At 38.3% G+C, this 14,308-nt stretch carries 12 protein-coding genes; 7 read left to right on the top strand and 5 right to left on the bottom strand.

What is annotated here, in order from left to right; translation table 11 throughout:
- The first annotated feature begins 95 nt into the window (after positions 1-95).
- The 6 genes from AC1WHX_RS01245 (at position 96) to secG (ending at position 7,206) form a co-directional block, all read left to right on the top strand.
- Positions 96-2,354 (top strand): bifunctional alpha,alpha-trehalose-phosphate synthase (UDP-forming)/trehalose-phosphatase, encoded by a 2,259-nt coding sequence (locus AC1WHX_RS01245; protein ID WP_302545193.1) that lies wholly within the window; start codon positions 96-98, stop codon positions 2,352-2,354.
- An 11-nt stretch (positions 2,355-2,365) separates the two neighbouring features.
- Positions 2,366-4,159: a glycoside hydrolase family 15 protein gene (locus tag AC1WHX_RS01240; protein WP_022390134.1), complete on the top strand. Its 1,794-nt coding sequence runs from the start codon at positions 2,366-2,368 to the stop codon at positions 4,157-4,159.
- A 206-nt stretch (positions 4,160-4,365) separates the two neighbouring features.
- Positions 4,366-5,592: a sigma-54 interaction domain-containing protein gene (locus tag AC1WHX_RS01235; RefSeq protein ID WP_009319579.1), complete on the top strand. Its 1,227-nt coding sequence runs from the start codon at positions 4,366-4,368 to the stop codon at positions 5,590-5,592.
- 9 nt (positions 5,593-5,601) lie between these two features.
- On the top strand, positions 5,602-6,099 hold the full coding sequence (locus AC1WHX_RS01230; RefSeq protein WP_009319578.1) for an LptE family protein: 498 nt from the start codon (positions 5,602-5,604) through the stop codon (positions 6,097-6,099).
- 2 nt (positions 6,100-6,101) lie between these two features.
- Entirely contained in the window at positions 6,102-6,854 is a 753-nt protein-coding gene (locus tag AC1WHX_RS01225) for a tetratricopeptide repeat protein (protein ID WP_302545194.1), read from the top strand.
- Between the two features lies 1 nt (position 6,855).
- Positions 6,856-7,206 carry a preprotein translocase subunit SecG gene (gene secG, locus AC1WHX_RS01220; RefSeq protein WP_009319576.1) on the top strand — a complete coding sequence of 117 codons (351 nt, stop codon included), beginning with the start codon at positions 6,856-6,858 and terminating at the stop codon, positions 7,204-7,206.
- 55 nt (positions 7,207-7,261) lie between these two features.
- Here secG and AC1WHX_RS01215 read toward each other — a convergent pair whose 3' ends face one another.
- Positions 7,262-8,227 (bottom strand): FimB/Mfa2 family fimbrial subunit, encoded by a 966-nt coding sequence (locus tag AC1WHX_RS01215; protein WP_481228810.1) that lies wholly within the window; start codon positions 8,225-8,227, stop codon positions 7,262-7,264.
- A 140-nt stretch (positions 8,228-8,367) separates the two neighbouring features.
- Here AC1WHX_RS01215 and AC1WHX_RS01210 point away from each other — a divergent pair, with 140 nt between their 5' ends.
- A complete protein-coding gene (locus AC1WHX_RS01210; RefSeq protein WP_122338177.1) occupies positions 8,368-9,684 on the top strand; it encodes a Na+/H+ antiporter NhaC family protein in 1,317 nt (438 codons plus the stop codon).
- Here AC1WHX_RS01210 and AC1WHX_RS01205 read toward each other — a convergent pair.
- From AC1WHX_RS01205 to menD, 4 genes are read right to left on the bottom strand one after another with little or no spacing between them, the layout of a single operon-like run.
- Positions 9,675-10,703 carry an AMP-binding protein gene (locus tag AC1WHX_RS01205; RefSeq protein WP_122338193.1) on the bottom strand — a complete coding sequence of 343 codons (1,029 nt, stop codon included), beginning with the start codon at positions 10,701-10,703 and terminating at the stop codon, positions 9,675-9,677. The two genes, AC1WHX_RS01210 and AC1WHX_RS01205, sit on opposite strands and share 10 nt — an antisense overlap.
- A complete protein-coding gene (locus AC1WHX_RS01200) occupies positions 10,694-11,740 on the bottom strand; it encodes an o-succinylbenzoate synthase (protein WP_122338178.1) in 1,047 nt (348 codons plus the stop codon). The genes AC1WHX_RS01205 and AC1WHX_RS01200 overlap by 10 nt, the downstream gene beginning before the upstream one ends.
- A gap of 10 nt (positions 11,741-11,750) precedes the next feature.
- Positions 11,751-12,575, bottom strand: a complete 825-nt coding sequence (menB, locus tag AC1WHX_RS01195) for a 1,4-dihydroxy-2-naphthoyl-CoA synthase (protein WP_122303979.1) — start codon at positions 12,573-12,575, stop codon at positions 11,751-11,753.
- A 22-nt stretch (positions 12,576-12,597) separates the two neighbouring features.
- Positions 12,598-14,277 carry a 2-succinyl-5-enolpyruvyl-6-hydroxy-3-cyclohexene-1-carboxylic-acid synthase gene (gene menD, locus AC1WHX_RS01190; protein ID WP_302545103.1) on the bottom strand — a complete coding sequence of 560 codons (1,680 nt, stop codon included), beginning with the start codon at positions 14,275-14,277 and terminating at the stop codon, positions 12,598-12,600.
- Positions 14,278-14,308 lie beyond the last annotated feature (31 nt).

Raw genomic sequence — 14,308 nt, 5'->3', positions numbered from 1 at the left:
GTATTTTTATAGAATAAATAACCATATTATACTAAATATCAAATATTTACATAAAACAAATTTATATATGGCATGCCCTTTGCTCAAGTTATAATATGAAACTATATATTATATCAAATAGATTACCGGCCAAAGCCTGTAAAGAGAAAAACGGCACATTCATTTTTTCTCGAAGTGAAGGAGGATTAGCGACAGGGTTAAATTCTCTAAAAACCACCGACGAAAAACATTGGATCGGATGGCCGGGTATTTGTGTAGATAAAAAAGAGGACGAACAGATCATTTCAGAACAATTAGAAAAATTAAATTTCCACCCCGTCTTTTTATCATGCGATCAATATAAAAATTACTATGAAGGATATAGTAATAGTACAATTTGGCCCTTATGCCACTATTTTTTCGCATATACAGAATATAAAAACTGTTTTTGGAAAGCTTATCAAGAAGTAAATGCTCTTTTCTGTGAAAAAATTTGCAGTATCGTATCCGCAGATGATTATGTTTGGATACAAGATTATCAGTTAATGCTGCTACCGGGCATGCTGCGAAAACGCATGCCCCATCTGCGTATCGGTTATTTCCACCATATACCTTTTCCCTCATACGAATTATTCAGAATTTTGCCTGAGCGAGGAGAAATTCTACAAGGATTATTGGGTGCTGATTTCATCGCATTCCATACACACGATTATATGCGTCATTTCATCAGTGCAGCAGAACGGGTACTTAACATAGACTTCCAATTGGACGAAATTCAAATAGGAAATCGGGTTATACGTGTCGAAGCATTACCTATGGGTATCAATTATGATCTTTATCATAGTGTATCGGAAAACCCTGAAGTACAAAAGGCCATCAATCGCTTTCAAAATTTGTTCGGCAACCATAAAATGATATTATCCGTCGATCGATTAGATTACAGCAAAGGAATTTTACATCGTTTATGGGGCTTTTCTCTATTCTTAGAACACCATCCCGAATACCTCGGTAAAGTGACATTAGCGATGGTAATCGTACCATCGAGAGATCAAGTAAATCAATATGCAGAATTAAAAACTAAAATAGACGAAGAAATAGGAGCAATCAATGGAAAATATTCAACAATAGACTGGACACCCGTATGCTATTTCTATCATGGATTTTCTTTTGAAGAATTAGCCGCTATGTACTTTGTTGCAGATATAGCATTAGTTACTCCACTGCGTGATGGGATGAACTTAGTAGCTAAGGAATATGTCGCAACAAAACAAAACAATCCCGGAGTACTGATACTAAGTGAAATGGCCGGTTGTGCAGTAGAACTAACAGATGCCATACAAATTAATCCGAACGATATTGAAGAAATAAAACAAGCTATCGTAAAAGCATTAGAAATGCCCGAAAGAGAACAAAAAAACAGAATTAATCACATGCAGGCAATTTTATCTAATCAAACTATTAACAAATGGGCTGCAGATTTTATGACCGAATGGAATGATATATGCAGCAAAAATCAACGATTCAGATTAAAGCGCATTGTAGGTCCTGTTATAAGTGACATACGATCGAGATATAAACATGCTCATAAACGCCTTATATTACTTGATTACGACGGAACATTGACCGCTATACGAAATCGTCCGGAAGATGCCAAACCCGATCCTGAACTGATAGAATTGTTGCAACAATTAGCGGAAGATAAAAAAAATCATATCGTAATCAATAGCGGAAGAGACCATCTGACTTTAGAAAAATGGTTGGGACAACTGCCTATATCTTTTGCCGCTGAGCATGGGGCATTTTATAAAGAAAACGGGAAATGGAATAAAAATATACAATCGACCGAATGGAGTCCATCTTTACTCTCTACATTAAAACTCTTTGTATCTAAAACCCCCCGTTCTCACCTCGAAGTAAAAGATACGGCACTGGCATTTCATTACCGACAGACAGACAGTTGGTTAGGAGCACTACGTGCTCAACAATTAACCAATTCTTTAATAAAAATATGCTTACAGCAAAAATTACAAATATTACAAGGAGATAAAGTAGTCGAAATTAAATCTCCATACTGTAACAAAGGCTCTGAAGTAAATCGCTTACTTCAGAAAGACCACTACGATTTTATACTGGCCATAGGGGACGATGTGACTGATGACGACATGTTCCAAGCGCTTCCGTCAACATCTGTTACCGTAAAAATCGGAACTGCATCAAAAAATGCACGATACAATCTGACTGCTCAATCAGAAGTCATACCTTTTCTCCAAGCTCTAATACATCGAGATTTATTTCAACAAAAAAATCTCGACAGAAAGGAGAATATTTTTTCTATTATGAATTTCTTCAAAAAATTACTCCCAAACAACAAATAATAAAAACGAATATGAGTAATCTGAATTATGGTGTTATAGGAAACTGCCGCACGGCAGCCCTCATCTCTGAAACCGGAAATATCGAATGGTTATGTTTCCCCGAATTCGATTCACCCTCTATTTTCGCAGCATTATTAGACCGTAAAAATGGTGGTAATTTCGGATTTCAGGTATCGAATAAATATTCTATTTCACAATCATACGTACCTCACACCAATATCCTATCTACCCGTTTTTCTTCAGAGGAAGGAGAATTCGTTGTTGTCGATTTTATGCCATGTTATCATTCCCAAAATAAAGATGAGCATTACCGTCCTGCAGAAATTTATCGTTATATCAATCGCATCAAAGGACATCCCCGATTTAAAATCGATTATAACCCAGCTCCAGACTACGCAAGAGGTAAAGTAATTTATAACATGACACCTCAATATATAGAAACTTATAGTTCCCAAAATAACAAAGACCGACAATATTTATATTCATCGCTCCCTTTAGAAACAATCCTAAATCATCAAGAAATTATATTAGAAAAAGATGAATTTCTTCTTTTATCCTATAATGAAAAAGTCATACCCGTCAACATCGAACGAGAAAAATTAGAATATTGCAGGACATTAGTATACTGGCTTAACTGGATAAACCGAACAAAAAAATATTCTATATATAACGATATTATAGAAAGGAGTCTATTAATCTTAAAACTAATGTCATACTACAACGGTGCTGTATTAGCGGCTTTAACGACCAGCTTGCCGGAAGCTATCGGAGAAGTAAGAAACTGGGATTATCGTTTCTGCTGGTTACGTGACGCATCTATGTCTATCGAAACATTATTCCAAATAGGACATCCGGATGCAGCACGTCGATTCATGAAGTTCATACAATCAACATTTGTTGCCAAACATGAGTCATTTCAGATCATGTATGGAATTCGAGGCGAACGTAAATTAACAGAAATCATCCTCGATCATCTCTCAGGATACAAAAACTCAAAACCAGTACGTATAGGAAACGATGCTTACCATCAACGGCAAAACGACTCGTTCGGATATTTGATGGACCTCATTTATCAGTATTATCAATTAATGCCGGGCACTCTCGATGAAATTGAAGACATTTGGGAAATGGTTAAAAGCATTATAGCCATAGTCATCGAAGATTGGCATAAACCGGACAAAGGCATTTGGGAAATACGAGGAAAAGAACAGCATTTCGTATCCTCTAAAGTCATGTGTTGGGTTGCTTTGGACAGGGCTTCTCGCATCGCAATCATGCTCGACAAGTACAGTTATAGCGAACGCTGGAAAAAAGAAGCGGACAAGATAAAATCCGATGTTTTAAAATATGGCTGGAAAGAAGAAATACAGAGCTTTTCTCAAACTTATGAAAATCTATATTTAGATTCTTCTCTATTATTGATGGAGCCATACGGCTTTCTACAAGCAGACGATATACGCTACCACAAAACCGTAAAAGCCGTAAAAAAAGCTTTATTTCATAAAGGTCTGATGTACAGATATAACAATGAGGATGATTTCGGACTACCGTCTTCCGCTTTCACAATCTGTACATTCTGGCTTATCCGAGCATTATACGTCATAGGTGAAAAAGAAGAAGCTCGTTGTCTATTTAATGAGGTTCTCTCCTATTCTAATCATTTAGGCCTGTTTAGTGAAGACATCAATTTCGACACAAAAGAGCAACTTGGTAATTTTCCTCAGGCATATTCTCATTTAGCATTAGTAAATACAGCAATTCTTTTTGCAGAAGAAGAAAAAAGGCTTGATTTTATACGACCTTAGAAAAATTATGTAAATACAAACAAAACACAATCACCTACTAATCAACAAAATATAAAGAATATATTTTCCATTTAGAAAAAACGTCTAAAAAAATACAGAACATAAAGCGTTTATACAAATTTTAAATTACCGACCCGTTAAATATATTGCATACATTTGGCTTATAATCTCTCTTTTGCTACTTTTGCAATAGAGAATTAAGGAATATGGTCGCACTTTCAGATATACAACAAGCCAAACAAAGATTCGGTATCATTGGAAATACACCGGGATTATTAAGAGCTGTCAGTCGAGCTCTGCAAATCGCTCCGACCGATCTCTCCGTACTAATAACCGGAGAAAGCGGAACGGGTAAAGAATTTTTTCCGCAGATTATACACACAAACAGTCATCGTAAACATGGACGTTATATTGCGGTAAATTGCGGCGCTATACCTGAAGGTACTATTGACTCAGAGCTTTTCGGGCACGAAAAAGGTTCGTTTACCGGAGCTCTTGCCGATCGTAAAGGATACTTCGAAGAGGCTGATGGAGGAACGATATTCTTAGACGAAGTCGGAGAACTACCTCTAACAACACAAGCTCGTTTATTGAGAGTTTTGGAAAGCGGAGAGTTCATAAAAGTCGGTTCTTCCAAAGTTCAAAAAACCAATGTCCGTATTGTTGCTGCGACAAATGTCAATATGATTAAAGCGATCTCAGAAGGAAAATTCAGGGAAGACCTATTTTATCGATTAAATACCGTACCTATCGAATTGCCTCCGTTACGAGATAGAATGGATGATATACTCCTTCTGTTTAGAAAATTCTCAAATGATTTTGCTGAAAAATACCGGATGCCGGCGATACAACTGACCGATGATGCAAAAAATTTATTACTGACTTACCGATGGCCGGGAAACATCAGACAACTAAAAAACGTAACAGAACAAATATCTATCTTTGAGACTTCTCGTGAAGTATCAGCCGATATTATAAAGTCATATTTACCGTCATATAATGTAGAACGGTTACCGGTCGTAAGCGGTTCAGAAGGGAAAGACGGCTTTCTATTCGGAAACGAACGAGAAATGTTGTATCAGATTATCTTCGAAATGCGTAAAGAGATGAACGAGCTGAAAAGTATCGTGGATAATCTGGCAGCATCTGAAAACGGACATGGGTTGAAAGTTTACACACCGGAACACAATACAGCAATAACCCATCCCACCGTTCCGGTCGTTAAGACATTCCATATCGATAAAGAATCTACAGAAGATGTGCACGATGAAAGTGTGTTCGAAGAAACTTCTCTATCTTTGGAGGACGCAGAAAAAGAGATGATCCGAAAATCCTTGGAAAGGAATAATGGGAAACGAAAAAAAACCGCAGAAGAACTGAAAATATCGGAGCGTACACTTTACCGTAAAATTAAAGAATATAATTTGGAGTAAGCCACACAAATGAAACGATTAACCATATTATTGCTGATCATATTGACCTCTTGTACCATATCTTACAAATTCAACGGAGCAGCTATCGATTATAATACGACAAAAACCATATCCGTAGCCGAGTTTCCGATCAGGGCAGCATTGGTATATCCTCCTCTCGGTCCTGCATTTAATGAAGCCTTGAAAGATATATACACACGACAAACCAGATTAAGCATGGTCAAAACCGGAGGAGATTTGCAAGTTGAAGGAGAAATTACGGGTTATGACCTGAGTCCTCAAGCTGTAACCGAAGATGCTTATGCATCACAAACAAGGCTGACCATCTCGGTAAAAGTAAGATATACCAATACGAAAAATCCTAATCTTAACGTTGATCAGACTTTTAGAGCTTATAGAGATTTTTCCAGCAGTCAGATGTTGACTCAAGTCCAAGATGAGTTAATCTCCCAAATTGTGGATGAATTAGCGGAACTAATATTTAATGCAACCGTAGGAAGTTGGTAATTATGTTGATAAACGGAGAAAAAATACGAAAAGAATTGTCTGAAGGTATTCCACAAATACCATTAGAAGACTTGCGTACATTACAATCCGATTATCCTTACTTCCAAGCTATCCGTTTTTTATATTTAAAAAGAGTACAAAAAGAAGAGCCGCTTCTTTATCCCGAAGCTCTTGAAAGAAATGCGATTTATTCAGGTGACCGCAAATCTCTATTTTTTTTACTGGAAGGTGCTCGCCAATCCTGGACTTCCCTTTACCGACAAAATATCGAATCAGAAAAGAGTAAAGAGTCTTTTTCATTAATAGACTCTTTCTTATCGGCACAAAATGAAAGTTTTTCTGAAAATATCGAACAGCTGATTCTTCAAACAGGAGGAATACCAGCAACCGATTATTTATCTCTCTCCAAAACTGAAAGTGGAAATGATACTTCAAATTCAAACGAATTGCAAAATATCGACCTGATAGATTCTTTCATCGAAAAATCGGAAAAAGGGAATCCACTGGTTACCGATATAAATGCCACAACAAAACCGGAAAATACAAAAAATATCCCCGAAACACCTTTAACCGAATCTACAGACGAAGCTTTCCTAACCGAAAGTCTGGCAAAAATATACATCAAACAAAGAAGATATTCCAAAGCTTTGGAAATAATTAAAAAATTAAGTTTGAAATATCCAGAAAAAAATATTTACTTTGCAGACCAAATAAGATTTTTAGAAAAATTGATTATTAACATAAAAACCGAATAAAATGTATTTGTTCATCACCATCTTAATTCTAATCGCATCAATATTCTTAATATTGATCGTATTGGTACAAAACTCCAAAGGGGGAGGTCTTGCATCAGGCTTCTCTTCAACTAATCAGATTATGGGAGTCAGAAAGACAACCGATTTTGTTGAAAAAGCAACTTGGACACTCGCCGGTACGGTCGTTATCTTAAGCATCGTAGCTTCAGCATTCTTACCTTCTGCCAATACAGGCAGTCACGGATCAGAAATTAAAGATGCCATAAAAAAAGAAATTCCCGCTACTGCACAACCGGGATTTGAAACACAGCAAACTACAGCTCCGATAGCACAACCGGATTCTGCAAAATAAAAAATTAAATAAAGGGGCTGATTTACAGAAATCAGCCCCCTTTGTATAAAATAAATCAACTTAAAGGGGGTAAAGTAATTGTTTCTTCAGTTTCTGTCCAGTCGCTTACTTCAAACCCCGATCCTTCAGTTGTCTCTGAAAATATTATATTCGAGACCATTATTATCGACAACTTTGTTCCCGGAGATAAAATCGAAGAGAGGTGTGTTTCATATTTTTTTGTTTCCCCATTTTTCAAATCAATTTCTACCCTGAAATAAGGAGGTACATCTGAAGGCAATACCATTGCTGTTTTGTTGACAGCCTGCGTTCCAGAAATTGTTAAAGGAATCATTACTGTTTTCGTATAATTCTCATAATTTCCATTATATACATTTACTTTTTCCGCCAAATTTCCAACATACACTCTGATCGAATCAATAGAAGTAGCCAAAGAACTGCCATCCTCATTTTTTAAAGTCACATTAATACCAGCTGTTTTACGCTGTAAAGCAACAGCTATATTCTCACTTCCTAAATCAACTTGTTTTACAGCAAACACATAATCGTATATCGGATAACAAATCGTATCTGAAGAATATTGCCGTAATCCATAATATTGCGAACTCATATCTTCATTCAACACAAGTGCAGGTTCTGTTGACGCAGGATAATCATAAGTTCCGTCTGCTCCTGCAGAGGCAACTCCCCAATATAACAAAGTATAAGTGCCTACCGGCAAAAGTAACGGACGAATATAGTTTTGTATAGAACCCGAAGCAATTGTATATACAGGATTCAAAGGACTCAATTGTCCGTTTCTATAATTCCCATAATAAGTAGAAGTTCCAGACACACACGGATAAATATCCAAGATTCCAGAATACGGAGAATTCGTACTCACCTCGGTTACAAACAATTCCAGACTTGTCAGATTGCCGGATTTAGGGTTACTTTCATTAAAACATTCATCGTCATTCGAACATCCTACAAAAAACAACAAGACTGAGAAATAATTTATTAAATTAATATCACTCTTCAAGTAAACAGATCTGTAATTTATAACAGAGAGGTACAACAAAAAGTTTAAAGAATAACATTAGGGATTTTTCAAATCCTTTTTACTACCCGAAGCCATATTATCAGTACATTTGCAGAATTATACAAATTAAAATTTTCTGAATGCAGAGATCATCCGATTCACTTTATCACATACATAAAACCAGAAAACCTAATTTTTGGGCACTCAGTCCTCTTTTTGTTTTTCTGGGCATATATCTCATTACCTCTCTTTTAGTAAACGATTTTTATAAAGTTCCTATCGCTGTGGCATTTCTCATATCTTCGGCTTTTGCCGTCATCATATCACGAGGAGGTAGCATAAATGAGCGCATAGCACATTTTTCCTCAGGAGCAGCAAACGGAAATATCATACAAATGATCTGGATATTCATACTTGCCGGAGCATTTGCTCAATCCGCTAAATCGATGGGAGCGATCGATGCAACCGTAAATCTTACGCTTCAGATATTACCCGATAATCTCTTATTAGCAGGCATATTCATAGCTTCCTGTTTCATCTCCCTTTCCATAGGAACATCTGTCGGAACGATCGTTGCCCTTGCCCCAGTTGCCATAGGAATAGCAAATCAAACAGATACGGAATTACCTTACATGGTTGCCATCGTTGTCGGAGGAGCATTTTTCGGGGATAACCTCTCCTTCATATCAGATACGACAATCGCCGCAACAAAAACACAAGGATGTTTGATGAAAGATAAATTCAAGGTCAACAGTATGATCGTTGTTCCGGCAGCTTTTTGTGTATTGCTTTATTATATATTCGCTGGATTAAATATTCACTTACCGTCGCACCTTACAGAGGTACAATGGATAAAAGTTATTCCCTATCTGATTGTTTTAGGAAGTGCCGTTGCAGGGTTTAATGTCATGTTGGTTTTATTACTCGGAATCATCACATCTGGAGTTATAGGAATCGCAACAAACGGTTTTGATTTTTTCGGTTGGTTCGGTGCTATGGGAACAGGTATAACAGGAATGGGAGAACTGATCATAATCACTTTATTAGCTGGAGGTATGCTCGAGATGATACGCTTTAATGGAGGAATCGATTACATTATTGAAAAACTGACTCGAAAGGTCAACTCAAAACGGGGAGCTGAACTTAGTATCGCAGGATTGGTCAGTTTTGCAAATCTTTGTACGGCAAACAACACGATAGCTATTATTACCACCGGAGAAATAGCCCGTGACATAGCAAACCGATTTCATATAGATAAAAGAAAATCTGCCAGTATTTTAGACACTTTTTCCTGTTTAGTGCAAGGATTGATACCTTATGGAGCACAGATGCTGATAGCGGCTTCTCTTGCAAGTATCTCCCCGCTTTCTATTATCCGATATCTCTATTATCCTATGCTCATGGGTATTTTCGCACTGGCAGCTATTTTATTGCGATACCCCCGTCGCTATTCTTGATTTTCACGTATTATTTTTCCGGAATAGGTTTCACGAAAATTTGATACAAAACGTATTTCTTTAGGAATCTGATAAGGAGATAAGATAAATCTTACCTCTTTCATAAAAGAAGCTATCTTCTCTTGCGTCCAGTTTTGATCCTCGATTATAAGAACGGCTTTCTCTCCCAACCGCTCATCCAACACTCCTGTCACATAAAAACGTTTATCAGGTATCAATTCGGATATTTTCTTCTCGATCTCTTCTGGAAAAAGTTTTATACCTCCCGAATTAATCACATTATCAAAGCGCCCCAACCATTCAAAACTCGTTTTTCCCGAAAGCCTGACTATATCGTTTGTTATAAAAAACGTATTACTCAAATGCGGAGCACGAATGCAAAGACACCCCCTATCATCTTGTGAGAATGTAATATTTCCCAAAGCCTTATATCCGGAATAAGCGGTATTTAACTCCCGCAAAGCGATATGCGAAACAGTTTCCGTCATACCATAAGTAGAAAAACAACGTATTGGAAATGCTGACAAAGCAGATTCTAAAGTCGAAGACACAGCAGCACCTCCGATAATCAATTGTTTTATATAAGAAATCTTATTCCGGGTTACCGAATCTGAAAGAGATTCTTGAACCTGCATGGGAACCATCGCTGCAAAATCGACACTACGATTTATCTCTTTTAATGGAGAAGAAGAGGGTTTTACGACCAATAAATTCGCACCTGCAAGAAGAGCTCTTACAATCATCATCTTTCCTGCGATATAATTCGGAGACAGACAAAGTAAAAGAACCGAATCGGTATCTATTCCGAAGAACTCGTTTGTCAGGCGAGCCGAAGCCTCCATATCCGATTTCAATAAATGAATTTTCTTAGGCGTTCCGGTCGATCCGGACGTATGTCCGACAACATATTCACGGTCATCGAACCATTCGGTCAAAAATGAAACGACATCGATATTATCCTCTGTTACAGAAATCTCATCGACATCCGGATAACATCTATCATTCAGCACTATTCCCATATTAACGGTGATAAATCCCAACTCAACGAAGGGTCATACTGTATTGTAGATCCTTTCTGAACTAAAGGAGAAATAATATTATTCTTATATAATTGCCCGGTACCTAATCCCTGAGGAATAAAGGATTGAAACGTTGCCGTCCATTGAGCAATGGCATTCAGTCCCACATTCGATTCCAGAGCAGAAGTTATCCACCATCCGATATTTCGTTTTTCGGCTTTATCGATCCATTCGGCAGATCCGCTCAAACCACCGGCCAATGCAGGTTTTAAAATTATATACTGAGGATTTATTACATCCAACATCTGTTCTTTCAATTTCGGATCATTAATTCCGATCAACTCCTCATCCAAGGCAATCGGAATCGGTGTATTCCGGCATAAAGTCTCCATCTCCCTCCACTGCCCTTGCCGGATAGGTTGTTCGATAGAATGAATGTCATACCGGGACAGCCGATCCAATTTAGACATCGCTTCCGACGGTAAAAACGCACCGTTCGCATCCACCCGCAACTCTATTTCATCCTTTCCGTAACGTGAACGTATAGACTTTAACAACTCTAATTCCGAATTAAAATCTATCGCTCCGATTTTCAATTTGACACAACGAAATCCGGCAGTCAGTTTTTCTTCGATGCGGCTATACATAGCTTCTTTATCACCCATCCAAATCAAGCCGTTGATCTCGATCGATTGCTTGCCCTCATAAAAAGCTCCCGGACAGATTTTACGTTTACCACCATTTTTTAAATCGAGAAGAGCCGTTTCAACCCCAAAGCGGATCGAACTCCAATCTCTCAACGAAACTGTATCCAACGTATCGACCTGTCCACAAACTTCTTTTAGTTTCTCTTCATATCCGGGACGATCATCCGCACTCAACCCTCGAAACAAGGCACACTCTCCAATTCCGAATATCCAAGGGGTTTCATCATGCCATATACGGACAAACCATGTTTCTTTCTGAGTTAATATACCTCTTGAAGTACCTCCGGGCACTTTAAAATCAAGAATATACCGAGTATAAGCAGCTTTCATTTATTTCTTCTTATCCGGGGAATTTAGGAAATTTCTGAAAATCGGGATCTCTCTTTTCCAAAAAAGCATTTTTCCCTTCTTGTGCCTCTTCCATCAAATAATACATCAACGTTGCATCTCCGGCAAACTCCATAAGGCCACGCTGTCCGTCAAGTTCGGCATTCAACGCCCGTTTGATCATGCGTATCGCCATCGGGCTACGTTTTAATATAGTTTTGCACCAATCTACCGTCTCATCTTCAAGCCGTTCAAAAGGAACTACTTTATTGACCATACCCATCTCTTCTGCTTCTCTCGCTGTATATTGACGACACAAGAACCAAATTTCCCGAGCTTTCTTCTGTCCGACACAACGCGCCAAATAAGAAGAGCCGAAACCGGCATCGAAACTGCCTACTTTAGGTCCGGTCTGCCCGAAACGTGCATTTTCCGAAGCAATGGTCAAATCACAAACAACATGCAAAACATGACCGCCTCCGATAGCATAGCCGTTGACCATCGCAATTACAGGCTTAGGAATAGAACGTATCGCCTTGTGCAGATCAAGGACATTCAAACGAGGTACTCCATCTTTATCAATATAGCCGCCGATACCTTTTACTTTTTGGTCTCCTCCCGAACAAAATGCTTTATCTCCGGCCCCGGTAAACACCACAACACCTATATCACTCCGTTCCCGACAAATAGACATGGCATCCAACATTTCAAAATTGGTTTGCGGACGAAATGCATTATACACTTCGGGACGATTGATCGTTATCTTCGCTATTCCTTCGAAGAATTCGAATTTAATATCTTCATACTCTTTTATAGTTTTCCATTCTCTTGTTGCCATAATATTATTTTACATTAATTATTTATCGCTTAAAATATCCCCTTAAAATCCGATCATTAACAGTTCGAGGAGTCTCTACCGACAAAATAGCAGGTTTGTCGGAAATTCTAAAAAAAACAGAGAGGATTTTTCTCAATTCATCTTCAGAATCTGCAACATAGTAATCAAATCCATGTAAACGAGCAAAACCTTCGACATCAACTTCCTGTGCTGTTTCAAAGTATTCTTCCAATTCCGGCAATTCAGACGGACCTTGTATAAAACGGAATATTCCTCCTCCGCCATTTTTCATCACGATAATTTTAAGTGTAGGCGGAACATATCTGTTCCACAAGGCATTGGAATCATATAAAAATCCCATATCTCCGGTAATAAAGACCGTAAGTTCTCTTCTCACGCAAGCAGCCCCTACAGCAGTAGACGTCGCTCCATCTATACCGCTTACCCCACGATTACAATCCGAGCGTTCTATCTGGTTATATTCAAATAACTGAGCATAACGTACAGGCGTACTGTTCGACAACTGCAATGCGCTTCCTTGCGGAATAGCAGGAAATATCAGCGAGAATGCCTTTAAATCACTCCATTCGACATTCGCAAGATAATGCTCATGCCGATCTGTCGCTTCTGCTCTGCGATCTATCCATAAATTATGATAATAACTATCCGAAGGGTGTATGTGATCTATAATTTGAGAGAAAAAGTCAACAGGATTCATCCGTATATGCCGGGTCATACACTGCATCGTATCTGCAACATGAGTATTCTCATCCAGACTCCAATGCTCAGAAGGAGAATATTTTCTTAAAAACTGCTTTATCATGCGTGAAACAAGAGACCCACCAAAAGTAATTAATAAATCGGGGGTAAATTTCGATTTTTCTTCATCGGAAATTACCGATAAAACCCTGTCGATAGTCGAAATAGAATCGTTTACACTCAAATTCGAAATCGTCTCGGTAAGGACAATCACTTGAGGTAATGATGACAATCGATTTAACAACGATGATAACATCGAATCCGGCTTACCGAATGATACCAAAATCATCACCTTTTTGCTTCGGGAAATTAATCCGGACAACTCTTTTACGATTTCTTCATTAAGGCAAGTATTAATGCTCACAGATGTAATTACCTGCTCTGAGCGACTGTCGCGAACTTCTCGCAAACAATAAAGAGGTTCTCTTAAGGGAACATTAATATGCACAGGACCGGGTTTAGACCGAACAGACAAATTAACAGCGTCATTCACCAAACGATTTACCCACCAACGTTCGTCATCACAAGTAATTTCAGGAGGCAAGGAGTAAGATGCCTTAACGAATGGGGCGAACAAATTTTTCTGTCGGAGCGTCTGGCTATCCTCTTGGTCGATCCATTCTTCAGGCCGATCGGCAGAAATGACAATCAAAGGAATATGTTGGTAATATGCTTCAGCAACAGCCGGAGCATAATTCAACAAAGCCGTTCCTGAGGTACAAACCACGGCAACCGGTTCTCCTGACTGCTGGGCTATGCCCATTGCCATAAAGGCTGCACTTCGTTCATCTAAAACGACAAATTTCTCAAACTCCTTACGACGGGCAAAAGAGACGATCAAAGGTGCATTCCGAGAACCGGGAGACAATACAATCCGTTTCACTCCCTTGGCAATCAGTAAATTTGCCAATATTGTACAACATTCTTTATCCGAATCCAACATATTCATCTATTTTGGTACATATTCGCCCTTA

This window comes from Coprobacter sp. (assembly GCF_982436375.1).
This window is presented reverse-complemented; position numbering and strand designations above follow the sequence as displayed.